The organism is Mesorhizobium sp. M0998 (assembly GCF_040318885.1).
GTDB lineage: Bacteria > Pseudomonadota > Alphaproteobacteria > Rhizobiales > Rhizobiaceae > Mesorhizobium.
Genome location: NZ_JAMYND010000012.1, coordinates 103376 through 126313 on the forward strand (window position 1 = coordinate 103376; position 22938 = coordinate 126313).

Annotated in this window: 23 protein-coding genes; 7 read left to right on the top strand and 16 right to left on the bottom strand. The window is 62.7% G+C overall.

Translation table 11 applies throughout. The features are described from left to right. Nucleotide 1: 1 nt before the first annotated feature. Nucleotides 2-496, bottom strand: coding sequence for a DUF2244 domain-containing protein (locus NKH59_RS14015; protein WP_023675281.1), 495 nt, complete (start codon nt 494-496; stop codon nt 2-4). A gap of 22 nt (nt 497-518) precedes the next feature. Here NKH59_RS14015 and nth point away from each other — a divergent pair, with 22 nt between their 5' ends. Beyond that, nucleotides 519-1340, top strand: coding sequence for an endonuclease III (gene nth / locus NKH59_RS14020; RefSeq protein WP_352539409.1), 822 nt, complete (start codon nt 519-521; stop codon nt 1338-1340). Between the two features lie 34 nt (nt 1341-1374). Here nth and NKH59_RS14025 read toward each other — a convergent pair whose 3' ends face one another. From NKH59_RS14025 to NKH59_RS14040, 4 genes are all read right to left on the bottom strand, one after another. Continuing rightward, complete coding sequence (locus NKH59_RS14025) at nt 1375-2886, bottom strand: tripartite tricarboxylate transporter permease (RefSeq protein WP_352539408.1); 1512 nt, start codon at nt 2884-2886, stop codon at nt 1375-1377. 9 nt (nt 2887-2895) lie between these two features. Further along, nucleotides 2896-3363, bottom strand: coding sequence for a tripartite tricarboxylate transporter TctB family protein (locus NKH59_RS14030; RefSeq protein ID WP_352469443.1), 468 nt, complete (start codon nt 3361-3363; stop codon nt 2896-2898). Nucleotides 3364-3442: 79 nt separating this feature from the next. Then, the gene (locus NKH59_RS14035; RefSeq protein WP_352469444.1) at nt 3443-4420 is read right to left on the bottom strand and encodes a tripartite tricarboxylate transporter substrate-binding protein; all 978 of its coding nucleotides are present in this window, start codon (nt 4418-4420) and stop codon (nt 3443-3445) included. A gap of 185 nt (nt 4421-4605) precedes the next feature. Beyond that, nucleotides 4606-5061 (bottom strand): DUF2214 family protein, encoded by a 456-nt coding sequence (locus NKH59_RS14040; RefSeq protein ID WP_352469445.1) that lies wholly within the window; start codon nt 5059-5061, stop codon nt 4606-4608. A 218-nt stretch (nt 5062-5279) separates the two neighbouring features. Between NKH59_RS14040 and NKH59_RS14045 the strand changes: the two genes are divergently transcribed. From NKH59_RS14045 to NKH59_RS14070, 6 genes are all read left to right on the top strand, one after another. Then, nucleotides 5280-5819, top strand: a complete 540-nt coding sequence (locus NKH59_RS14045) for a GNAT family N-acetyltransferase (protein ID WP_352469446.1) — start codon at nt 5280-5282, stop codon at nt 5817-5819. A gap of 207 nt (nt 5820-6026) precedes the next feature. Further along, a complete protein-coding gene (locus NKH59_RS14050; RefSeq protein ID WP_352453995.1) occupies nt 6027-7004 on the top strand; it encodes a Bug family tripartite tricarboxylate transporter substrate binding protein in 978 nt (325 codons plus the stop codon). A 154-nt stretch (nt 7005-7158) separates the two neighbouring features. Continuing rightward, nucleotides 7159-7692 (top strand): tripartite tricarboxylate transporter TctB family protein, encoded by a 534-nt coding sequence (locus NKH59_RS14055; protein ID WP_352502673.1) that lies wholly within the window; start codon nt 7159-7161, stop codon nt 7690-7692. Between the two features lie 4 nt (nt 7693-7696). After that, nucleotides 7697-9220: a tripartite tricarboxylate transporter permease gene (locus NKH59_RS14060; protein ID WP_352539407.1), complete on the top strand. Its 1524-nt coding sequence runs from the start codon at nt 7697-7699 to the stop codon at nt 9218-9220. A 15-nt stretch (nt 9221-9235) separates the two neighbouring features. Beyond that, the gene (locus NKH59_RS14065) at nt 9236-10420 is read left to right on the top strand and encodes a CaiB/BaiF CoA transferase family protein (protein WP_352469449.1); all 1185 of its coding nucleotides are present in this window, start codon (nt 9236-9238) and stop codon (nt 10418-10420) included. A gap of 19 nt (nt 10421-10439) precedes the next feature. Then, entirely contained in the window at nt 10440-11291 is an 852-nt protein-coding gene (locus NKH59_RS14070) for a citryl-CoA lyase (protein WP_352469450.1), read from the top strand. Between the two features lie 80 nt (nt 11292-11371). Here NKH59_RS14070 and NKH59_RS14075 read toward each other — a convergent pair whose 3' ends face one another. The 11 genes from NKH59_RS14075 to NKH59_RS14125 form a co-directional block, all read right to left on the bottom strand. Continuing rightward, nucleotides 11372-11881, bottom strand: a complete 510-nt coding sequence (locus NKH59_RS14075; RefSeq protein ID WP_352469451.1) for an NUDIX hydrolase — start codon at nt 11879-11881, stop codon at nt 11372-11374. 130 nt (nt 11882-12011) lie between these two features. Continuing rightward, on the bottom strand, nt 12012-12278 hold the full coding sequence (locus NKH59_RS14080) for a hypothetical protein (protein WP_352539406.1): 267 nt from the start codon (nt 12276-12278) through the stop codon (nt 12012-12014). A gap of 160 nt (nt 12279-12438) precedes the next feature. After that, nucleotides 12439-13131, bottom strand: a complete 693-nt coding sequence (locus NKH59_RS14085; RefSeq protein ID WP_352448298.1) for a response regulator transcription factor — start codon at nt 13129-13131, stop codon at nt 12439-12441. Continuing rightward, nucleotides 13128-15869 carry a DUF4118 domain-containing protein gene (locus NKH59_RS14090; RefSeq protein ID WP_352539405.1) on the bottom strand — a complete coding sequence of 914 codons (2742 nt, stop codon included), beginning with the start codon at nt 15867-15869 and terminating at the stop codon, nt 13128-13130. Before NKH59_RS14090 ends, NKH59_RS14085 begins: the two co-directional genes overlap by 4 nt. 53 nt (nt 15870-15922) lie before the next feature. Continuing rightward, the gene (gene kdpC, locus NKH59_RS14095; RefSeq protein WP_352502664.1) at nt 15923-16492 is read right to left on the bottom strand and encodes a potassium-transporting ATPase subunit KdpC; all 570 of its coding nucleotides are present in this window, start codon (nt 16490-16492) and stop codon (nt 15923-15925) included. Nucleotides 16493-16504: 12 nt separating this feature from the next. After that, nucleotides 16505-18598 (bottom strand): potassium-transporting ATPase subunit KdpB, encoded by a 2094-nt coding sequence (gene kdpB, locus NKH59_RS14100; RefSeq protein ID WP_352539404.1) that lies wholly within the window; start codon nt 18596-18598, stop codon nt 16505-16507. Between the two features lie 213 nt (nt 18599-18811). Next, a complete protein-coding gene (kdpA, locus tag NKH59_RS14105; protein WP_352539403.1) occupies nt 18812-20515 on the bottom strand; it encodes a potassium-transporting ATPase subunit KdpA in 1704 nt (567 codons plus the stop codon). Nucleotides 20516-20540: 25 nt separating this feature from the next. Continuing rightward, complete coding sequence (locus NKH59_RS14110; RefSeq protein ID WP_023675300.1) at nt 20541-20630, bottom strand: K(+)-transporting ATPase subunit F; 90 nt, start codon at nt 20628-20630, stop codon at nt 20541-20543. A gap of 333 nt (nt 20631-20963) precedes the next feature. Beyond that, nucleotides 20964-22445, bottom strand: a complete 1482-nt coding sequence (locus tag NKH59_RS14115; protein ID WP_352994655.1) for a hypothetical protein — start codon at nt 22443-22445, stop codon at nt 20964-20966. A gap of 107 nt (nt 22446-22552) precedes the next feature. Further along, the gene (locus NKH59_RS14120) at nt 22553-22735 is read right to left on the bottom strand and encodes a hypothetical protein (protein WP_352469832.1); all 183 of its coding nucleotides are present in this window, start codon (nt 22733-22735) and stop codon (nt 22553-22555) included. After that, the gene (locus tag NKH59_RS14125) at nt 22735-22923 is read right to left on the bottom strand and encodes a DUF3606 domain-containing protein (RefSeq protein WP_352502669.1); all 189 of its coding nucleotides are present in this window, start codon (nt 22921-22923) and stop codon (nt 22735-22737) included. The genes NKH59_RS14120 and NKH59_RS14125 overlap by 1 nt, the downstream gene beginning before the upstream one ends. Nucleotides 22924-22938: the final 15 nt, after the last annotated feature.

Sequence of the window (22938 nt, forward strand, 5' to 3'; positions counted from 1 at the left end):
CTCAGCGCGCCTTGGCGGCTGCCAGAGCGCGCGAAAATGCGGTGGCAAAACTCTCGCGGTCGGCGGGGTTGAGAAAGCCGCCGATCGAGACGGTTTTTCCTTGCGCCTCGACCGCCATTCTGGTGATGCCGATCTCGGCGTGGCGGGCGATCGAAAAGCGCGCCCAGAACGGATTGAAGCGGTGTGCTTCCGATTTGCCTGACGGGGCAGTCTTGCGGATGTCGAGGCTGGTGCGCGACACCGATACCTCCTCGCGAGCCCGGGCGGCACGATAATTGGCGCGGAAGGCGATGTAGACGGCGATCACGTCGAGGCCGAAGAAGCCGAACACCGGCCAGGCGCCGCGCGACAGAAAAAAAGCTCCGGTCACCAGCCAGCCGAACAGCAGGGCGCCCATCAGTATGGCAAAGCCGGTCTTGCCCAGCGACCGGTGCGGTGTCAGCAGCGCCTGGAAAAATGGCTCGTCGGCCTGAAATGAGGCGTTTGTGTCGCTCATTGGGGAATATTATAGGAAGGCAATGACAAGCCCCAAGCCCAAAAACTCTTCTGCGCTAAAAAAAGACCTGTTGCCCGGCCGCCGCGAGGGCTCGAACGTCAAGCCGCGTCCGCGGCCGGCGAGATCGCGGGCGCTTTACAGCGCGGCCGAGGTGCATGAGATTTTCCGGCGCTTTTCCGTTCAGCGGCCGGAACCGAGGGGCGAGCTCGAACATATCAACGCCTTCACGCTGTTGGTGGCGGTGGTGCTTTCGGCTCAGGCGACGGACGCCGGCGTCAACAAGGCGACGCGGGGGCTGTTCAAAATTGCCGACACGCCGCAAAAAATGCTGGCGCTGGGCGAGGCCAAGCTCGGCGACCATATCCGCACCATCGGGCTGTGGCGCAACAAGGCCAAGAACGTCATCGCGCTGTCGGAGGCGCTGATCCGCGACCATGGCGGCGAGGTGCCTGAGGATCGCGATCAACTGGTCGAGCTGCCGGGTGTCGGCCGCAAGACCGCCAACGTCGTGCTCAACGTGGCATTCGGCCAGCATACGATGGCGGTCGACACGCACATCTTCCGCATCGGTAACAGGCTCGGCCTGGCGCCGGGCAAGACGCCGGAACAGGTCGAGCAAGGTTTCCTGAAGATCATTCCGGATGAATATATGCGGCACGCGCATCATTGGCTGATCCTGCACGGCCGCTATGTCTGCAAGGCGCGCAAGCCGGATTGCCCGGCCTGCGTCATCGCCGATATCTGCAAGGCCAAGGAAAAGACGACCAGCGTGCCTGCACCGCTGGTCGAGATCGCGCCGCTCGGGCCAGTAGAAGCGGCTACTGAGTCAGTGCCCGCCAAGTGACTGTGAAGTTCCTCCTATGTGGCGCCGTCCACATTCAGGAACTCTCCTCGACGAACACCTCCTCGCGCCTCTTCCTGACCGCGGGGAGAAACACGATGACGAGCACGGCAAGCGCGATGAGGAGCAGGCTGGCGCTGATCGGCCGCGTCACGAAGGTGCTCGGATCGCCGCGCGAGAGGATCATGGCGCGGCGTAGGTTTTCCTCGAGCAGCGGGCCGAGCACGAAGCCGAGCAGCAGCGGCGCAGGTTCGCAGCGCAGCTTGGTCAGGAGGTAGCCAAGCAAGCCAAAGAAGGCGACGGCATAGAGGTCGTAGACGTTGGTGTTGACGCTGTAAACGCCGATCGAGCAGAACGCCATGATGATCGGGAAGAGCACGTAATACGGGATCGTAAGCAGTTTCACCCAAAGCCCGATCAGCGGCAGGTTCAAGATGATCAGCATCAGATTGCCGATCCACATCGAGGTGATGATACCCCAAAACAGTGCAGGCTGTTCGATGGCGACATTGGGGCCGGGCACGATGCCCTGGATGATCATCGCGCCGATCATCAGCGCCATTACCGGGTTGGCCGGAATGCCGAGCGTCAGCATCGGGATGAAGGAGGTTTGGGCGCCGGCATTGTTGGCCGATTCCGGTCCGGCGACGCCTTCGATGGCGCCCTTGCCGAATTCCCCGGGATTTTTCGAGACACGTTTTTCGACGGTGTAGGAGGCAAAGGCGGCAAGGATCGCGCCGCCTCCCGGCAGGATGCCGAGCGCCGAACCGATGATCGTTCCGCGCACGATGGGAGCCGCCATGCGCCGAAAATCTTCGCGGGTCGGCATAAGGCCGGAGATCTTTCGGATCAGCACGGAACGCTCATGCTCGTTTTCGAGGTTGCGCAGTATCTCGGCGACGCCGAAGACACCGACCGCCACTGCGACGAAATTCAGCCCGTCGGCATATTCGCGGATGCCGAGCGTGAAACGGGGTGTACCGGTGTAGATATCGGTGCCGACAAGGCCGAGCAGCAGGCCGAGCACGACCATGGCCAGCGCCTTGACGATCGAGCCGTGGGCGAGCGCGACGGACGAGACCAGACCGACAATCATCAGCGAAAAATACTCGGCAGCACCGAATTTCAACGCTATCGCCGTCAGCGGCGGGGCAAAGATGGCGACGAGGAAGGTCGACACCGTGCCGGCAAAGAACGAGCCTATCGCCGCGGTCGCCAGTGCCGCCCCGGCGCGGCCGTTCCTGGCCATCTGGTAGCCGTCGATGGCGGTGACGGCCGACGAGGATTCGCCAGGCATGTTGATGAGAATAGCGGTAGTCGAGCCGCCATACTGCGCGCCGTAATAGATGCCGGCGAGCATGATCAGGGAGGAAACCGGATCGCCGATCTGGAAGGTGATCGGCAACAGCATGGCAATGGTTGCGGTGGCGCCGATACCGGGCAGGACACCAATCAGCGTGCCGAGAAGGACACCGATCAGGCAGAAACCGAGGTTTGCCAAAGATGTGGCCGTCGAAAAGCCGAGTGCGAGATTGTTGAGGAGTTCCATTTCATCTCCTCACAACGACAGTGGCAACCACGGGCCGAAACGCCGGAACGGCAGGCCGAGTGCGTAGCTGAAGATGGCGAACGCGAACAGCGTCAGGCCGGCCGACAGCACGAGCGCGGTCAGCGGCTTCATGCGGCCGCTGGCAAACGATGCGATCAGCGCCGCCAGGAAGATCGATGGGATGAAGCCGAGGCCGCGCACCGTCAGGCCGAAGAAGATCGGAGCAGGCAGGATGAACAGCATGCCGCGCCACGCAATGTAACCGATCGGCTCGCTCTCGAAGCGCACTGCCTCGACTAGGATGACGGCGCCGAGCAGAATGAGCACGATCGCCAGAACCAGGGGGAAATAGCCCGGCCCCATGCGAAAGGCGGTGCCGATTTCGAGGCCCAGCGACTGCAGCGCGAAAAAGACGCCAATAAAGATCAACAGCGCGGCGCATATGCCGTTGGCTCTGTCGATTGCGAAAGGTTTCATGACGTCCTCCCGGCCCGCCTCACGGGCGTGCCGATGCCGGTGTAAAAACGGGGCGCCGGCGGCGCCCCGTTAAAAACCTTTAGTCGGCGTACTGGCCGGCCGCTTCGATGATCGGCTTCCAGCGCGCAATCTCACTTTCCAGCTTGGCCTTGAGCGCGGCCGGCGTGGCATCGGCCTCGGGCGACGGCTTGGTGCCGAGTTCGGCAAATCGGGCGACGACGTTCTGGTCCTTCAGCGCCACCTGCAGAGATTTCGACAGGCGTTCGGTGATCTCGGCCGGCGTGCCCTTGGGTGCATAGATGCCGTGCCAGATGCCGACCTGCACCTGGGGAAGACCGGCCTCTATCGTCGTCGGCACGTCCGGCAGCACGTCTAGCCGTTGCGGCGAGGTTACGGCATAAGCCTTGATCGTGCCGCCCTGGATCTGCTTGGTGGTATTGGTCGTCTGGTCGCACATGATGTCGACCTGGCCACCGAGAAGATCGGTCATGGCCGGGCCGGTGCCCTTATATGGTACGGTGACCAGCGGCGTGCCGATGGCGCTCATAAACAGCATGCCGCACAGATGCGAGGCGGCACCGATCCCGGCATTGGCAACGGTGATGCTGTCCTTGTTAGCCTTGGCGTAGTCGACCAGCCCCTTCAGATCGGTCGGCTCGAGGTCCTTGCGGCCGACGATGGTCATCGGCACCTCGGTGACGAGGCCGACATATTCGAATGCGTTCAGCGTGTCGTAGGCGAGCTTTCTGTAGAGCGTAGCACTTGTCGCCATGCCGATGTGATGGAGGAGCAGCGTGTAGCCGTCAGGCTCGGCATTTGCGACGCGGCCCGCGCCCAGTGTGCCGCCGGCGCCGCCGACATTCTCGACGATGACCTGCTGGCCGAGGTCCTTCGACATGGCTTCCGCGACAAGACGCGTGACGGTGTCAGTCGGGCCGCCGGCCGAAAACGGCACGACAATGCTGATCGTGCGTTCGGGGTAGGTCTGCGCGCCAGCGGCCGGTGGGTAAAGCATGGCGGCCGCAACGGCAGCCAGCGCGGCGACGAATTTTCTCATCGTGATTCCTCCCAGGATACGAATTACCAACCGCTGCGCGGAGTTCCTCTCAAAACCGAATGTAGATGGAGCAATAACTAGCGCAACCCGACAAATGACAATCAGCCTCGAACGGCAAACTGCACGTTTGTCCGCGCAAATGAGTGGAAAGGTTGGGCCGCGCGATGCCCTTCCTCCGACCTATCTTAATAACCGTAGCCGCGCGCCATCGCCGCCGCGAACACCGGGATCAAGAGGAAGATGAAGGCCTCGGTGCGGACATAGCTGCGAACGGACGCTAGCTCCGCCGCAGGCACCTGGAAGCCGGGACTGGCGCTCGCCTGCCTGTTCCAGGACAGGAATCGGACGGTCGGGATAATCGACAACAGGCCGACAATTGCGAAGGCGGCCATCTTTGCCCAGAACATCCAGTTGTAGACGTAGAATTCCCAGCCCTTGAGACCATAGATGACGCGGCCGATGCCTGCGACGATGATCAGCATGGCGATGATGCCGTAGTGGCGATCGATGCCGACAAGCCGCTTCAGCGTCGCGGCGGACAAGTCGCTGCGGATCAGGACGAACTCGGCGCCGATGATGCCTGCCAGCGAAAACACCAGCAGATGATGGAAGATGGCAAGCACAAGGTCGGTCGTGTCCATGCTGTTTTCCCTCTGTCGGACGGCAGCGCCGAAACCCAACGCGCCTGAACCAGTACTGGAGAAAAACTAACACCGCCTGGCAGGATTCACATCAGCCTGGAAGATGATCTACACAGCCTTGGCTCTTGTTTTTCGCAACGGATTTGGATTTCCCGTCTCGGGCGTGTCGCTGTCCCCACTTTTGGAAGACCTGCACGGGCAACAACCGAGACATGACCATGGCCAGTCCGCATACAATTGTCGCCCCAGTAATTGAGACCTCGCGCACGGTCCTGCGGCCGCACCGGCTTGACGATTTCGACGCCTATGTCGCGATGTGGGCCGATCCCGCCGTCACCCGCTTTATCGGCGGCAAGCCGCGCACGCGGGAGGAAAGCTGGATGCGCTTCCTGCGCCACGCCGGCCTGTGGTCGCTTCTGGGCTACGGCTTCTGGGCGATCGAGGAAAAAGCGACTGGCCGCTTCATCGGCGAGGCCGGCTTTCATGATCTGAAACGCGACATGACGCCGTCGATCGAGGGCATTCCGGAGGCCGGCTGGGCTCTGGTTTTGGGCGCGCATGGCCACGGGTTGGCCAGCGAAGTCGTCGCACGGGTGCTTGCCTGGGGCGACGAGACGTTCGGCGCCGCGAAGACCGTCTGCATCATCGATCCGGAAAACACCGGATCGCTGAACGTCGCGGCAAAATGTGGTTATGGCGAAGTGCTGCGAACCGTCTACCAAGGCAAGCCGACCATCCTGCTGGAGCGGCAACCCTGACGGATGTTGTTTGGCACTGCCTGCCACGTCGTCTTCGGGCGTCCGGTTCGCCAGCCTGAAAATCGCGCAGGCCGATTGTGCCGCATGCGGCGTGTTCTGTCTTTGACAGGAAGACGCAAACTCTGCATGAATTTTATCGAGCGGGTCTGAAGGCAGGCCACGTTTCTGGCAGGCACCGGAGGAGGTGTCGCGATTTGGAGGAATCCCATGCTGAACAGACGCCGATTCTTGATGAGCACCGCGGCAGCGGGTGCTGCCGGACTCGCGGCATCGCATTTTATCCCCGCCTTCGCGCAGGACGCGCCGCAGCTGCAGATTTTCGTGCCAGCGGCGCCGGGCGGCGGCTGGGACCAGACGGCGCGCGCCATGGACCAGGTGCTGCGCAGCGAAAAACTGATCTCCGGCTCGCAGATCACCAATGTCGGCGGCGCCGGCGGTACTGTCGGCCTGCCGCAATTCGTCAACCAGTGGAAGGGCAAGGGCAACGCGCTGATGGTGGCTGGCATGGTCATGGTCGGCGCGATCATCGCCAACAAGGCGGCTAACAACCTTACCGAGGTCACGCCAATCGCCCGCCTTACTGGCGAGTTCGAGGCGCTTGTGGTGCCGGCCGCCTCGCCATTCAAGACTGCGGCCGACTTTGTTGCCGCCCTCAAAGCCGACCCGACGCAGGTTCCGGTCGCCGGCGGTTCGGCTGGCGGCTCGGACCACATCTTGTTCGGCCTCATCGCCAAGACCGTCGGTGTTCCGGCCACCAATCTCTCCTATGTGCCGTTTGCCGGCGGCGGCGAGGCGCTGTCGGCGCTGCTCGGCAACCAGGTCGCGGCCGGCATCTCCGGCTATGGCGAGTTCGCCGAACAGGTCAAGGCGGGTGCGCTGCGGCTGCTGGCCATCTCCGCGGATAAACGCCAGGAGGGAATTGATGCGCCGACGATGAAGGAAGCCGGCATCGATGTCGAGCTGTTCAACTGGCGCGGCGTCTTCGCACCGCCCGGCGTCTCGGACGCCGACAAGGCAGCAATGATCAAGCTGATCGAGACCATGGCCAAGAGCGACGCCTGGGCCACCGAATGCAAGAACCGTAACTGGACGCAGATCCTGCTCACCGGTGACGATTATGCGAAATTCGTCGCCGAAGACACGGCCCGCATCGGGACGATCCTCAAGGACCTCGGCCTGGCGTGATGCTCTCGGCAAGGGGCGGCCTGCGCCAACCCTTGCCGACTTTCGCCAGCCGCATGGACATACGCGGCGCCGGAGGTGAAACTAGGCCGAGATCGGCCGAGTGAGACCAGTCCAGGGAGAACCGGCCCTCGGGGCTGGCATTGGGAGGACGATGATGAGCACCAGCGACCAGCAGGCGCCGCCGCGCCTTGCAGTGCCCGAACTGCTGATCGGCGTTGGGCTCCTCGCCTGTGCGGGTGCGGTTGCCTGGCAGACGCTGGCAATCCCGGTCTCGCCGCTCTATTCCAAGGTCGGTCCGACCGTCTTTCCCTACATCACCATGACCGGGATGATGATCCTGTCGCTGCTGCTCATCATTGCCGCCTTGCGGGGCGGATGGCAGCCGGAGGACGAAAAGGAGACGCCGACCGACTGGAAGGCGATGGGCATCGTCGCCCTCGGACTGATCGCCAATCTGGTGCTGATCCAGCCGCTCGGCTTTACCGCTGCATCTGTCATCATGTTCGTTCTCATCTGCCACGGTTTCGGCAGCCGGCGTCCGCTGCGTGACGTGCTGCTCGGGCTGATCCTGGCGCTGGCCGCCTATTTCGGCTTTGCCAGGGCGCTTGGCGTCAATATCGGTGCCGGCTTCATCGAAAACCAGCTGAATGCGATCGTCGATTCGGTCGTCGCCATGCTGAGGGGCTGACGCCATGGAAACGCTCGGCCATCTCGCGCACGGATTTTCGGTCGCCTTCTCGCCGATCAATCTCATGTGGTGCCTGGTCGGCACCACGCTGGGGACTGCGATCGGCGTGCTGCCCGGCCTCGGGCCGGCTCTGACCATCGCGCTGCTGTTGCCGATCACCTACCAGGTGGCGCCGGAGGCGTCGTTCATCCTGTTTGCCGGCATCTACTACGGCGCCATGTATGGCGGCTCGACGACATCGATCCTGCTCAACACGCCTGGCGAAAGCGCCACCATCGTCACCGCGCTGGAAGGCAACCGGATGGCCCGCTCCGGCCGCGGCGGTGCGGCCCTGGCAACCTCGGCGATCGGCTCCTTCGTCGCCGGCACGCTGGGCACCATCGGCGTTGCCTTCCTGGCGCCGATCGTCGTCAAATTCGCGCTGGCCTTCGGCCCGGCCGAATATTTCTCGCTGATGGTGCTGGCCTTCATCACGGTTTCGGCAGTGCTCGGCTCGTCGTCGGTGCGCGGCCTGACCAGCCTGTTCGTCGGCTTCGTTGTCGGCATGATAGGCGTCGACCTGCAGACGGGGCAGCCGCGCTTCACCTTCGGCATGAGCGAATTGTTGGACGGCGTCGACGTCATCGTCGTCGCCGTTGGCCTGTTCGCCGTTGGCGAGACGCTTTACATGGCCTCACGCCGCTATGCCGGCAAGGACGACATCGTGCCGTTGAAAGGGTCGCTCTACATGACCGCGGCTGAATGGTCGCGCTCGTGGAGGCCATGGCTGCGCGGCTCCCTGATCGGCTTCCCGATCGGCGCCATGCCGGCCGGCGGCGCCGAAATCCCGACCTTCCTCTCCTATGCTATCGAGAAGAAACTCTCCAGACACAAGGAGGAGTTCGGCACGGTCGGCGCCATTGAGGGCGTTGCCGGGCCGGAAGCGGCCAACAATGCATCCGCGGCCGGCGTGCTGGTGCCGATGCTGACGCTCGGCCTGCCGACCTCGGCGACGGCCGCGATCATGCTGTCGGCGTTCCAGAGCTACGGTATCAATCCGGGGCCGCTGCTGCTGACGACGCAGGCCGACCTGGTGTGGGGGCTGATCGCCAGCCTGTTCATCGCCAATGTCATCCTCGTCGTCCTCAACCTGCCGCTGATCGGGCTCTGGGTGCGATTGCTGAAGATCCCGGCGCCGCAGCTCTATGCCGGCATCCTGGTGTTCGCCACGGTCGGCACCTACGGCATCTCGCAATCGCCGATCGACCTCGTCATCCTCTATCTGCTCGGTGCCGCCGGCTTCCTGATGAGGCGTTTCGATTTCCCGACCGCGCCGGTCATCATCGGCATGATTCTCGGGCCGCTTGCCGAAACGCAGTTCCGCCGCGCGATGACCATCTCCAACGGCGATTGGACGGTGTTCTACAAGCATCCGCTGTCGCTGACGCTGCTGACGCTGGCCTTCATCGGGCTGGTTGGACCGCATATCTGGGCCTACATCGAGCACAGGCGCATGCGTGGACCGGAGCACGTGCCGGGCGATGCCTGAGCTGTTCGTGACGTCATGACAGACCTGCTTTCCGGCATCCGCGTCCTTGACCTGACCAATGTGCTGGCCGGCCCCTATTGCGCCTACCAGCTGGCGTTGCTCGGGGCCGACGTCATCAAGGTCGAGACGCCGCAAGGTGGTGATCTGGCGCGCCAGCTCGGCGCCTCGCCGGAGCTCAACCGGGCGGGCATGGGCGCTTCGTTCCTGGCGCAGAATGCCGGCAAACGCTCGGTGGCGCTCGATCTCAAGCAGGAGGCCGACCGCGAACGCTTCCTCGATCTGGTCGCTTCGGCCGACGCGCTGGTCGAGAATTTCCGCCCCGGCGTAATGGACCGGCTGGGGCTTGGCCATGCCAGGCTGAAGGAGGTCCGGCCAAGCCTTGTCTACTGTGCGATATCGGGCTTCGGCCAGACCGGGCCGATGCGCGACAATCCAGCCTACGACCAGATCATCCAGGGTCTTTCCGGCATCATGAGCATCACCGGTACACCGGAAACGGCGCCGCTGCGTGTCGGCTATCCCGTCGCCGATACGCTTGGCGGGCTGGTAGGGGCGTTCGCCATTACCGCCGCACTGGTCAAGCAGAAGACGACTGGCGAGGGCGCGTTCCTCGACGTGTCGATGCTCGAATGCACGCTTTCTGCGCTCGGCTGGCCGGTGTCGAACTATCTGACGGCGGACGTCGAGCCGCAGCCGATGGGCAATGAAAACATGACGGCCGCACCGTCTGGCGCGTTTCGCACCGGCGACGGCTTGCTCAACATCGCCGCCAACAAGCAAGAGCAGTTCGTCACACTGTGCCGGTTGATCGGTCGGCCGGAGTTGGCGTCGGATGTCCGCTTTGCCGAGCGCGAAACGCGCAAGCAGAACCGCATTGCATTGAAAGCGCTGATCGAGGATGCCTTGGCGAGCGGCTCGGCCGCCGCCTGGGAGGAGACGTTCAATCGCGCCGGCGTGCCGGCAGGCCGGGTGCTGACAATCCCGCAGGTACTGCAAGAGAGACAAGTGATCGAGCGCGGCATGACGGTACGCTTCCAGGCCGTGTCCGGGATGGCTAGGCCGCTGACCGTGGTGCGCGGCGGCTTCATGGTCGATGGCGAGGCACCTTTGCCGAGCAGGCCGCCGCCGGGGCTGGGCGAGCATATGGACGAAGTTTTTGCCAACCTGCCGCCACGCGCCAAGAAAAGAGCGAAGGCATGAGCGGCACGGAAAAGAAGCCATGAGCGACACGGAAAACAAGGCTGGCCGCGCGCGCGGCGAGGAATGGTGGCAGACCGGCATCATCGAGATGCGCCCCGGCGTCATCCGGCTGCGCGGCTATGAAATCCAGGATCTGATCGGTCGCGTCAGCTTTCCGGCAATGATCTGGCTCATGCTGCGCGGCGAACTGCCGAGCGAGGAGCAGGCGGCGCTGCTCGGCATCGCGCTGGGTGCTGCCGTCGACCATGGGCCGCAGGCGCCGTCGATCGCCATCGCCCGCATGGCGATCACGTGCGGCGTCGGCATCAACAGCGCCATGGCATCTGCCATCAACGTGCTTGGCGATGTGCATGGCGGCGCCGGCGAACAGGCGCTTTCCTTCTACGGCGACATCGCCGCTGAAGTGGACGCCGGCGTGCCCCTCACGGGCGCCGTGTCGCTGCGGGTTGATCATTTCCTTGCTGGGGAGGACGGTTATGTGCCCGGGCTCGGCCATCGCTTCCACCCGGTCGACCCGCGGGCGCCCCGCCTCATCGAGCTGACCCGTGACTTTGCCGCGCGCGGCGTCGTCAGCGGGCGCTTCGCCGATATCGCCGAGATGGTCGAGGCCGAGGTTTCGCGGCGCAAGGGCAAAAAAATCCCGCTCAATATCGACGGCGCCACGGCCGTCATCTACGGCGAGCTCGGCTTCCCGCCGCCGCTGACGCGGGGCCTTTTCGTGCTGTCGCGCTCCGTCGGCATCCTCGCACATGCATGGGAACAGTCGCAGGAGAGCGAACGCAACAAAGGGCCACTGCCGCGCGAATGGCTGTGGGCCTATACCGGCACGCCGGCGCGGCCTCTGCCCGAGGAAGACGATGGCAGTCAGTGAGGCATCGGTTCAAGAGACGGGGGCGGCGGGCGCTGGAAAACCAATTCCATCCCGACACAGTCGGGGCATGCCTCCATCTTCTATTGAGCGGGATCTTTTCCGAACGCCGGACTCTGCTTTTTGGGATTATGCTCCAGTTCGGCAATCCTGATGTTCCTCACCAGCGTCGAAAGATCCGGCTCGTCGATCAGCAACGCCGCGTCGGTCGGCGTCAGCCATGCCCGCTGCCGTCTCTTGGCTTCTTGCCACTTGGCAAGTTCCTCGGTTACCTCAAGCAAATAGACGACGACATCGACGCGAACGAAGCGGTTCGCCAGCCGCTTCCAGTAGTGGTAGGTGCCGGCAGGCTGTTTCAGTGTCTTGCCGAGAACACCGGCTTCTTCCTGTGCTTCGATGGTGGCTGCCTTGCGGCCGCTCTTGCCCTTCATCGGCCAGCCCTTCGGTACGATGAAGCGCCTCGTCGTTCGCGATGTGACCAGCATCACCTCGACATCGCCATGCTCGTTCAGCCGAAAGGGAATCGCCGCGACCTGGCGAACCCCGTCGCCCTTCCTTGCCTTGCGTACAACCTTCTTCTTGCTGGCTGCCATTCGATAATCCAGTCGAATCGGTGCCCAGACGGCAAGGGCAGCGTTGCAAACTCGCCCGCTTTCAATGGGGCGCAGGCGGAGCGGTTTCCCCAGTATATAAGTCGGCTAAATAAATGAAAGAGACCGGTCGTCAGCGGCAGGTGCTGACAAAGCCGCTCCCTGACGGCAGCAACTGGCAAGTTGGCCTCATCTGCGGCACCTCCTGCCGTTGCGGTATTGGGATTTGGCGATCCAGGGCACGGTACTGCTGTTGCTGCTGCTGGTATTGCTGCCGCCGCAGCCTGTTCTCCAACATCTGCAATTGGTCTTGCTGGATCAACACGTTGCGATCGGCGGGACTGCCGACCTGTGCCGATGCAGCTGGATTTACGCCCGACAGCATCGCCGCAGTCAGCATTGCCGACCCTAGAAACGTCAATAGACGAAGCCGTGGCATTCGTTCATTCCCGCACAAAACCAATCTTCGCTTAATATAGGGCTTTTGTCCGGCGACGCCATGGCCGCCGCTGATTTGAAGCAGATTGGAAGAGGCATTTCGGCTTCGGATGCTCGTCGCGTCAGTCGACTTCGCGCAGCCGGTATCCGACGCCGGTCTCGGTCGTGATATAGCGGGGCTGGTCGGGCGTCTTCTCAATCTTTAGCCTGAGTTGCCGGACATAGACTCTGAGATATTGAACGTCGGTGGAATCGCCCCAGACCTGCTTCAGCAGGAACTGGTGGGTGAGAACCTTGCCGGCGTGCTGCACCAAGGTGCGAAGAATGTCGTATTCCTTCGGCGAGAGCTTTATCTCCTTGTCCTCGACCTTGACGATGCGCTTCACCAGATCGACGGAGAGGTCGCCGGTCTGGAACACCGGTCTCTCACCCTGCTGCTGGAACTTGTGGCGAAGCGCGACGCGGATGCGTGCGACAAGCTCGTTCATACCGAATGGCTTGGTGACATAATCGTCGGCGCCGAGTTCGAGGGCCGAGACGATGCCGGCCTCGTCGGTGCGGCTGGAAAGAATAACCACGGGAATGTCCAGGCCATCATCCCGCCATTTGCGGAGCAACTCATGCCCGCTCATGCCGGGCAGGCCGAGATCGAGCAGCACAAGGTCCGGCTTTTCCGTCGCGATGAGTTCAATCGCCGCCCTGGCGTTCGGCGCCTCGCTGATCGCATAGCCTTGGCTGCCAAGCCCGACGCGAAGCAGTTTCCGGATCGGCGGTTCGTCGTCCACCACCAATATCCTGACGTCCAGGCTCGTCATGCCAGATCGTCCATATTTTGATGGCCCGTCTCGGGTTCGCCGAGATTGGGCAGTTCCGCCGGCACCAGTTGCATCTTGATCGTGAAAACCGCCCCCGAGCGGTCGGACCTGTTTGCCGCCAAGAGCGTCCCGCCCATCGCTTCGATGAAGCCGCGGCAAATCGACAGGCCGAGCCCCGTGCCGGCACGCACCTGGTCACCCTTGCGCACACGGTAGAAAGTGTCGAAAACGCGCTCTAGATCCGCTGGCGGAATGCCTGGTCCCTCATCCATGATCTGCAGGATGACGAAGCCGTTGTCGGCCCAGGCTTGCAGGCGGATCGTCGAACCTGGCGGCGCGTATTTTGCAGCATTGTCGAGGAGGTTGAACAGCACCTGTTCGAACAGAACGGGGTCGACCCGCAACATCGGCAGATCCGATGGAATGTCGATCTCGGTCTTATGCTCGCCGACGATCTTGCGGGCCCGATACAGAGCTGAACCGACAATGTCGCCGAGATAGTGAAACGCATAGTTCGGCTCCATCGTGCCGGATTCGATCTTGGTCATATCGAGCAGATTGGCGATGAAGCGGTTAAGCCTCTCCGCTTCATCGAGCACGGTCGACAGCAGTTCCGCCCGGTCCTGCTCGGGAAGCGCGGCCTCGAAGTCCCTGAGTGTTCCGGCCGCGCCCATGATGGCGGCAAGCGGCGTTTTCAAATCGTGGGAAATGGAGGTGAGCAAGGCCGAGCGCAGACGGTCTGCCTCGGCCGCAAGCTTGGCCCGGTCAACATCGGCGACGAGCTGGATGCGCTCGATGGCGACCGCCGCCTGGTCGGCGAGCGCATCGAGCAGACGCTGCTGCTCGGGTGTCAGCAGCGGACCTTGCTTGTCGTTGTCGAGGCCGACAACGCCTACCGCCGTGCGTCCGGTCCGCAAGGGCAGATAGAGGCGCTTTGCTCCGGGCAGCGTGTCGGCGCCGCGCCCGGCGGCGCGGTTATGCTCCCAGGCCCAGCGGGCTGCTGCGATGTCGGCCTCGGCCAGCGTGTCGTCGGGTGGGTAGCCGGCTTTGACCGCAATCGTGCCGTTCTCCGGCAGAAGCAGCACCACGCGCAGCTTCAGCATCGAGGCGATCTGGAAGGCAGTCGCCCAGAGAACGTCATCAAGCGTCCCAGCGCCGGCGAGCTTCTTTGAGAAGAGATAAATATCTTCTGTGGCGCGTGCCCGCGAGCGCGCGGCGACCGCCTGACGCTGCACGCGCGCTGTTAGATTGCTGCCAATGACCGCAACAACCAGGAAGACAGCCAGCGCAACGATGCTCTCCGGATCCTCGATCGTCAGCGTGTAGCGTGGTTCCAGGAAGAAATAGTTGAAGGCAATGGCGCTGATGAGGCAGGCATACAAAGCCGGCCAGAGACCGCCGGTCACCGCCGACGTCAGGACCCCAATGAGAAAGATGATCGCCAGATTGCGGACGTCGAGAAACTGGTCGAGAAGGACGGCGAAGGCGAGCGAGCCAACAACATAGGCCGTGGCCCTGAGATAGGGCCAGATCTCGAACTGCCACTGCTCGTCCGCCGCCTTGACGGTCCTCGACGTCGCCTCGGCGTTGCGTTCGTTTCCCGAAATGACATGGACGCTGATGTCGCCGGCATTGCGGATGAGATCGTAAGTGAGCGAGCCTTCGATCAATTCCCGCCAACGCGATCGGGTCGGCCTGCCGATCACGATATGGGTGAAGTTGTTCGCCGTCGCATGCCGAACGATGTCTTGCGCGACGTTCTGACCCGGAATGGTCGTCACCTCGGCACCGAGCTGCTCGGCAAGGCGCAGCTGCGTCGCCAGCCGATCCTTGTCCTCCTCGGGCATGGCAGCTGAACGAGGGGTATCGACATGAAGCGCCGTCCAAGGGGCGCGGAGCCGGTCGGCCAACCTCCGCGCATAACGTACACGGGCCGCCCCGCCCGGACGCGCATCGACGCAGACGAGAACCCTTTCCCCCGCCGCCCAAGGCCCGGGTATCGCGTGGGCCTGCATGTGGGTCAGCAACTGCTCGTCGACCCGCTGGGCAGTGCGGCGGAGCGCCAATTCCCGGAGCGCCGTCAGATTGCCCGGCGAGAAATAGTTCTCGATGGCGCGCTGGGCGGTGCTGGGGATGTAGACCTTGCCTTCCTCAAGCCGTTTGATCAGATCGTCGGGGGTGAGGTCGATGATCTCGATGTCGTCGGCCTGGTCGATTATGGAGTCGGGGACAGTTTCCCGCACCCTGACGCGGGTGATCTGCGCCACGACATCGTTCAGGCTCTCGACGTGCTGGATATTCAGCGTCGTGTAGACATCGATGCCGTGCGTCAGGATTTCCTGGACGTCGAGATAGCGCTTGGGGTGACGGCTGCCGGCGACATTGGTGTGGGCGAGTTCGTCGACCAGAACCAGCGCCGGGTGCCGGGCGAGGATGGCGTCGAGATTCATCTCCTCAAGGATCCGCCCCTTGTAATCGATCTCAAGGCGAGGAATGACCTCGTAGCCTTCGACCAGCGTCTGGGTTTCCTTGCGGCCGTGCGTCTCGACGATGCCGATCACCACGTCGACCCCGTCGGCCAGCCTGGCGCGGCCCGACATCAGCATCTCGTAGGTCTTGCCGACACCGGGGGCGGCGCCGAGAAATATCCTCAGGCGGCCGCGCTCCTCCCGCTCGGCATGCTCGAGCAGCGCGTCGGGAGAGGGCCTGGTTTCGGCGGTGCGTCTGTCGTCTGGCATACGGGTCAATCATGAACGGCGCCGGCTTCGGTGTCGATCCCGGCGCCGGTCCTTCACTGTTTCATGGCATCGTCCAGCGCAAGGTTGAGGGCCAGCACATTGACTACCGGCTCGCCGATGAATCCCAATTCGCGATCTTCGACATGGCTGTCGACAAGCGATTTGATCCTGGATTCATCGACGCCCCTGGCCTTGGCCACCCTGGCAACCTGAAAATAGGCCGCATCGGGGCTGATATGCGGATCGAGGCCGCTGCCGGACGTGGTGACCAGATTCATCGGTACCGGCTGGCTCGGGTTTTCGGCTCTCAGCTTTTCGGCGTCGCTCTTGATCCTGTCGATGAGCTTCGGGTTGGTCGGGCCGAGATTCGAGCCGCCCGAGGCGGCGGCATTGTAGCCGTCGCCGGCAGCCGACGGGCGGCCATGGAAGTAGCGGTCGCTTTCGAAAGCTTGGCCGATCAGCTCGGAACCGACGAGCTTGCCGTCCTTCTCGATCAGGCTGCCATTGGCCTGGCGCGAAAACAGCGCCTGGGCAATGCCGGTCATGCCGATCGGATAGACCAAACCCGTCAGAATGGTGAAGAAGACGATCATGACGATCGCGGGCCTGATTTGATTGAGCATCGACGTGGTTCCTTAGGCGAGACCGAGAGCGGTGATGGCCATGTCGATCATCTTGATGCCGACGAAGGGCACTACGACGCCGCCAAGGCCATAGACAATGAGATTGCGGCTGAGCAGCGCACCGGCGCCGACCGCGCGGTATTTGACGCCCCTCAGCGACAGCGGGATCAGCGCAATGATGATCAGCGCGTTGAAGATGATGGCCGAGAGGATAGCGCTCTGCGGCGTCGCCAGATGCATGACATTGAGCGCTTGCAGCGGCCCGGCGGTCTGGCCCGGGGCGATGTAGAAGGCGGCGAATATTGCCGGGATGATGGCAAAATACTTGGCCACGTCGTTGGCGATGGAGAAGGTGGTCAGCGAGCCACGCGTCATCAGCAGCGCCTTGCCGATTTCGACGATCTCGATCAGCTTGGTCGGATCGCTGTCGAGATCGACCATGTTGCCGGCCTCGCGCGCCGCGACCGTGCCGGTGTTCATGGCAACGCCGACATCGGCCTGCGCAAGGGCCGGCGCATCGTTGGTGCCATCGCCGCACATCGCGACCAGTTTGCCTTTGGCCTGCTCGTCGCGGATCAGCTTCAACTTGTCCTCGGGCGTCGCCTGGGCAAGGAAGTCGTCGACGCCGGCTTCCGCCGCGATCGCCGCCGCGGTCATCGGATTATCGCCGGTGATCATCACCGTGCGGATGCCCATGCGGCGCAATTCGGCAAAGCGTTCTGCGATGCCGCCCTTGACGATGTCCTTCAGATGGACGACGCCGAGCAGGCGCCCGTCGCGCTCGACCGCGAGTGGAGTGCCACCCGATTTGGCGATCTCGTCGGCGATCGCCTGAAGGTCGCGGACGGTGTCGCTGCCGGGGCGCATACTGCCTGTGGCAACGGTCGAGAGGTTGACGTGGGCAAGTACCGCATCGACTGCGCCCTTGCGGACCGAGGAGCCTTCCAGATCGACACCGCTCATGCGGGTTTGCGCGGTGAAGGGCACGAAAGTCGCGTGCAGGCTTGCCATGTCGCGGGCGCGGATAGCGTATTTTTCCTTCGCCAGGACGACGATCGAGCGGCCTTCCGGCGTTTCGTCGGCAAGCGAGGCAAGCTGAGCCGCGTCGGCCAGTTCCTGTTCGGTGACGCCCTTGACCGGACGAAATGCCGTCGCCTGACGGTTGCCCAGCGTGATGGTTCCGGTCTTGTCGAGCAGCAGCGTGTCGACATCGCCGGCCGCCTCGACGGCGCGGCCCGACATGGCGAGCACGTTGAAGCGCACCAGGCGGTCCATGCCGGCAATGCCGATAGCCGACAGCAGGGCGCCAATTGTGGTCGGGATCAGGGTAACGAACAGGGCGACCAGCACGGTCACCGGGATATAGCCGCCCGAATACGAGGCGAAGCTCGGGATCGTCGCCGTCGCCAGCACGAAGATCAGCGTCATGCCGACGAGCAGGATGTTGAGCGCGATCTCGTTGGGTGTCTTCTGGCGCTCGGCGCCCTCGACCAGCGAGATCATGCGGTCGAGGAACGTATGACCGGCAGCCGCAGTGATGCGCACGCGGATCCAGTCGGACAAGACCTGCGTGCCGCCGGTCACCGCCGAACGATCGCCTCCGGATTCGCGGATGACCGGTGCGGATTCGCCGGTGATGGCCGCCTCGTTGACCGACGCCACGCCTTCGACCACCTCGCCGTCCGAGGGGATGATGTCGCCGGCTTCGACAAGCACGGTGTCGCCGACCTTCAGGCTGGTGCCGGGCACCAGTTTGAACTTGCTGCGGTCGCCACCGTTCAACAGCTTTGCCTGCGTCTCGGTTCGCGCCCGACGCAGCGAGTCAGCTTGCGCCTTGCCGCGGCCTTCGGCCACCGCTTCGGCGAAATTGGCGAAGAGCACGGTGAACCACAGCCAGATGATGATCTGCAGCGTGAAGCCAAGATCGCCGCCGCTGGTAACGAGATCCTTGACGAACAGCACGGTGGTGAGCGCCGAGACGACGGCGACGACGAACATCACCGGGTTTCGCATCAAGGTGCGCGGGTTCAGTTTTCTGAAGGAACCGCCGATAGCGGGCCACAGAATGCGGGTATCCATGATGCTCACGGATTTCGACGGGCTCATTTGGTAGCTCCAGTGTCGATGTTGTTGACCGGTCGATCGTGTGCCGAACGAAGGTGCGGCGGCCCGTAAGCCAGCAGCCAGATCATGATCAAGGCTGCCGCAATAGCGAGGAATGTGGACAGCGTCGGGAAAGGAGGGGGCGTTTTCTCCCCCTCCGGCTCGGGGCGATGCCGGACCTTTCGAGGTATGATCTTGAACCAGGGCATCGCCGTTTCAGAATGTCTGACCGTGAATCATCGCCAGGTGCTCGACGATCGGTCCGACCGCCAGGGCCGGGAAGAAGGTCAGGCCGCCGACGATCAGGATGACACCGGCCAGCAGCCCGACGAACAGCGGACCATCGGTCGGGAAGGTGCCGGCGGAGGCAGGGACGGTCTTCTTCGCAACCAGCGAGCCAGCAATCGCCAACGCCGGAATAATGACCAGGAACCGGCCCATCAGCATGCCGATGCCGAGCGTTACGTTGTACCAGGGCGTGTTGCCGCTGAGGCCGCCAAAGGCGGAGCCATTGTTCGCCGCGGCCGAGGTGTAGGCATAGAGAACCTCGGAGAAGCCATGCGGGCCGGCATTGGCGATGGAAGCAACGCCGGTCGGCAGCACCACCGCGATAGCAGTGAAGATCAGCATTGCAAGCGGCAGGCAGAGCACGGCCAGCATAGCCATCTTGACCTCCTTGGCCTCGATCTTCTTGCCGAGATATTCGGGCGTGCGTCCGACCATCAGCCCGGCGACGAAAACGGCAATGACGATGAACATCAGGATACCGTAGAAGCCGGCGCCGACGCCGCCGACAATGACCTCGCCGAGCTGCATGTTGATGATGGGGATCATGCCGCCGAGTGCGGTGAAGCTGTCATGCATGGCGTTGACCGCGCCGCAGGATGCGGCCGTGGTGATGACGGCAAACAGTGCCGACAGGGCGATGCCGAAGCGGCTCTCCTTGCCCTCCATGTTGCCGCCGTCGACACCCAGCGCATGAACAAGCGGATTGCCGGCGGCTTCCGCCCAGTAGCAGACGGCAACGCCAGCGATGAACAGCACGCCCATCGCCGACAGAATTGCCCAGCCCTGGCGCTGGTTGCCTACCATGCGGCCGAAGACATTGGTCAGCGCCGCGCCGAGGGCAAAGATCGTCACCATCTGGATCAGGTTGGAGATTGCATCGGGATTTTCGAAGGGATGCGCTGCATTGGCGTTAAAGAAACCGCCGCCATTGGTGCCGAGCATCTTGATGGCAACCTGGGAAGCGACCGGCCCGACCGCGATAGTCTGTTGCGCGCCTTCGAGCGTCGTCGCGTTGACGTAGGCAGCGAGCGTCTGCGGCATGCCGAGATAGACATAGACGAGAGTCAACACGATGCAAAAGGGCAAAAGCAGGTAGAGCGTGCCGCGGGTCATATCGACCCAGAAATTGCCGATCGATTTGCCTGAGGCTCTGGCAAAGCCGCGGATCAATGCGACCGCAATGGCGACGCCAGTCGCCGCCGACAGAAAATTCTGCACGGTCAAGCCGGCCATCTGCACGAGATAGGACATCGTGCTTTCGCCGCCGTAGTTCTGCCAGTTGGTGTTGGTCATGAAGCTGGCGGCGGTGTTGAAGGCCAGCTCAGGTTCGACGGCGGTCATGCCGGCCGGATTGTAGGGCAGGCCGCCTTGCAGCCGTTGCAGGAAATAGAGCACCAGGAAGCCGGCCAGGTTAAAGAACAGCAGGGCGGCCGCATAGGAGGTCCAGTGCTGCTCCTCGCGCTCGCTGGTCCCTGATATGCGGTAGAGCCCGCGCTCGAGCGGGGCCAGAATTGACGACAGGAATGTGCGCTCGCCGCTGAAAACGCGATGCATGTAGCCGCCGAGCGGCTTGGCCAGCAGAACGACGATCCCGCAATAGACGAGGATCTGCAGCCATCCGTTGATTGTCATGGGGTTGGCTCCTTGCCAGCGGAGATCAGAAGCGTTCCGGGCGAACGAGGGCGTATGTCAGGTAGGCGAGAAGAAACAAGGTCACGGCGCCGCCGAGGATATAGTCGAAAAGCATGTTACGATCCCCTAAACTTACAGCTTGTCGCAGGCTTTGATGTAGCCGAAGCATAGAGCAAAGAACGCGATTCCAATCGCGACAACAAATATGTCCATAATGCATTTTCCTATATCGTGTTTGTTCTTTTAATTTGGACAAAACTGCCCAACCCGTCGCCGCATCATATGGGCGGCTGGATACACCGCTCCTGTGAATATGGATCAAAGTGCCATAAAGGTTCGAGACGGGACGCGGAGCAAAGAAATCAAAATCCCATAAGGATTTCGCCGCCTCGGCGCTGGCCGAAGCTTCAGGAGGGAGGTGCGCACCGGCGCGCGAAGCTGCCGGGGCTCAGTCCGCGCGGGTGTAGATCACCGCGTAATCGTCCGCATAGGCCCGCTTCCAGCCCAGTTCGTCGAAGAACGGAATGCGGCTGTCGTCGGCGGTCAACAACGCCCAGCCTATCGTATATTTGTCGAGTTGGGCTTTCAGGATCGGCTTGCCCCGGCTGTGCCCCGTCTGCTCATCCGTTTCCGTAAAGCCATTCAGGAAGAGCTGATCCGCGCGGCCGTCGATAAACGTCCTGATGCCATGGAAAATCAGCGTGCCGCCGAAATCGTAGGAGTTCAGCAGATTGCCCGACAGATTATGGGTTTGGGCAAAGGCCAGTGCGTCCCTCGCCGAGGTCTTCTGGCTCGGCGCGACCGGATAGCTCGTCAAGGCGGCAGCCGCCAAAACCAGCAAAACGGCAAGTCCAGCACAAATCCTGGAAAATTGCCGTGCGAAAAATTGTTCAAGTCCGTCACGCTTTTCCGCCGCCCATTTCTCGGCTGAAAGCGCTGGATATTGTTGCGCGACCTCGACGGCAAGGACCACCGGCACGAGAAGAAAGAACAGGTACATGAACCGTATGTGGGTGAGATAGACGTGCAACGTGAAGACAAGGAACAGCGCCTTGGCCCAGCCAATGCGCAATCTCGACACGAGCAGCCCGAAAAGCGCCACCAGCAGGGCCACCTCCTGGAGGGTGTGCCGCGCGGCGTCGAAGGGCTGCCACTCCGCAATGTAAGGCACCGCCTCATTGCCATAGGCCACGGTGAATGTGGCGAGTATGGCCTTGACGCCATAGGGATTGAGCAGGCTGACCAGTGGGCAAAGCAGCCCGAAAAGGATCCACTTGGCCAGCAGCCGGGGGTTCGACAAGCGTGTGCGCATGACGAGATCGAGGCCGGCGAAGGCGGCGATGACGAAACCGAAGGTGAAGGTGGCATGGAGATTGGCCCAGAGGCAAAGCAGCGCCAGCAGCCATAAGGGCGGTGCTTTCTCGTTGCGTGCGGCCTGGAAAAGACCGGCGGTCCAGACGACGATGATGGGCAAGGTAAAGATGTGCGGCCGGGCGACATAGATTGGCCCGATCAAGAGCGCGAGAACCAGCGTCAGTCCTATCGCCAGCGTCGGCTTCAACCACGCGCTGAGATACCACGACGTCAAGAAGGCCGTAAGCGCGATTACTGCAGTCGCCAGCAGCACCACGCCGTTCCAGCCGCCGGCTTGAAAGGCAATTGCAAGGAGGACCTGGCTAAGCCATTCCTTGGCGATCCATGGCTGGCCGGCAAAAGTATAGGAATAGATGTCGACGGTGGGGAATGTGCGGCGTGCCAGCATATCCATGCCGACCTTGATGTGCCACCAGCTATCGGGATCCTGCAGGAGGGAGTGGGCAAAGGCGAGGAGCGCCGCCGCCATCACGACCGCCGCCACCAGGCAAAACATCAGCCTCACATGCCGTATGTCGTCTATCGACGGCCTCGCCCCACCAGATATCCCGCGCATATGGCATCCCTGAGCCGCGATAGCGGAAGGGATAGGCCGAATTTGTTAGAAAACCGATAAGCCGCAGGATCGCGGCCCCATGCCGCGCGTCCAACCGGCTGGGCGGCTCAGCCCTCGGCCTTGAAGTTCTTGGCTTCCTTCTCGACCTTCGGGCTGTCCTTGCCGTGCTTGCGCATCAGATCCTTCGCCTGCTTCGGCGAAACGTCGGTGGTTTCGGCCAGGCGCAGAGCCTCCTTTTCGTCCAGATCGCGCGTCTTGCGGTCGGCCATTGCGGTTTTCTTGTCAGCCATTACGACGCTCTTATGCTCTCGGCGATTTCGTTCAGCACCTTGCGGTCGGTGCCGTGGCGCTTGATCAGCGTGCGCGCCTGCTCAGGGGTAATGCCCGCTTCCTCGGCGAAGTGACGTACCTCGTAGTCTTCGCCGCCCGCCACTCGTGAGCGGTCGCGACTGTCGGTCTTGGTTTTGTCGTCGGCCATGGCAGCTCTCCTCAT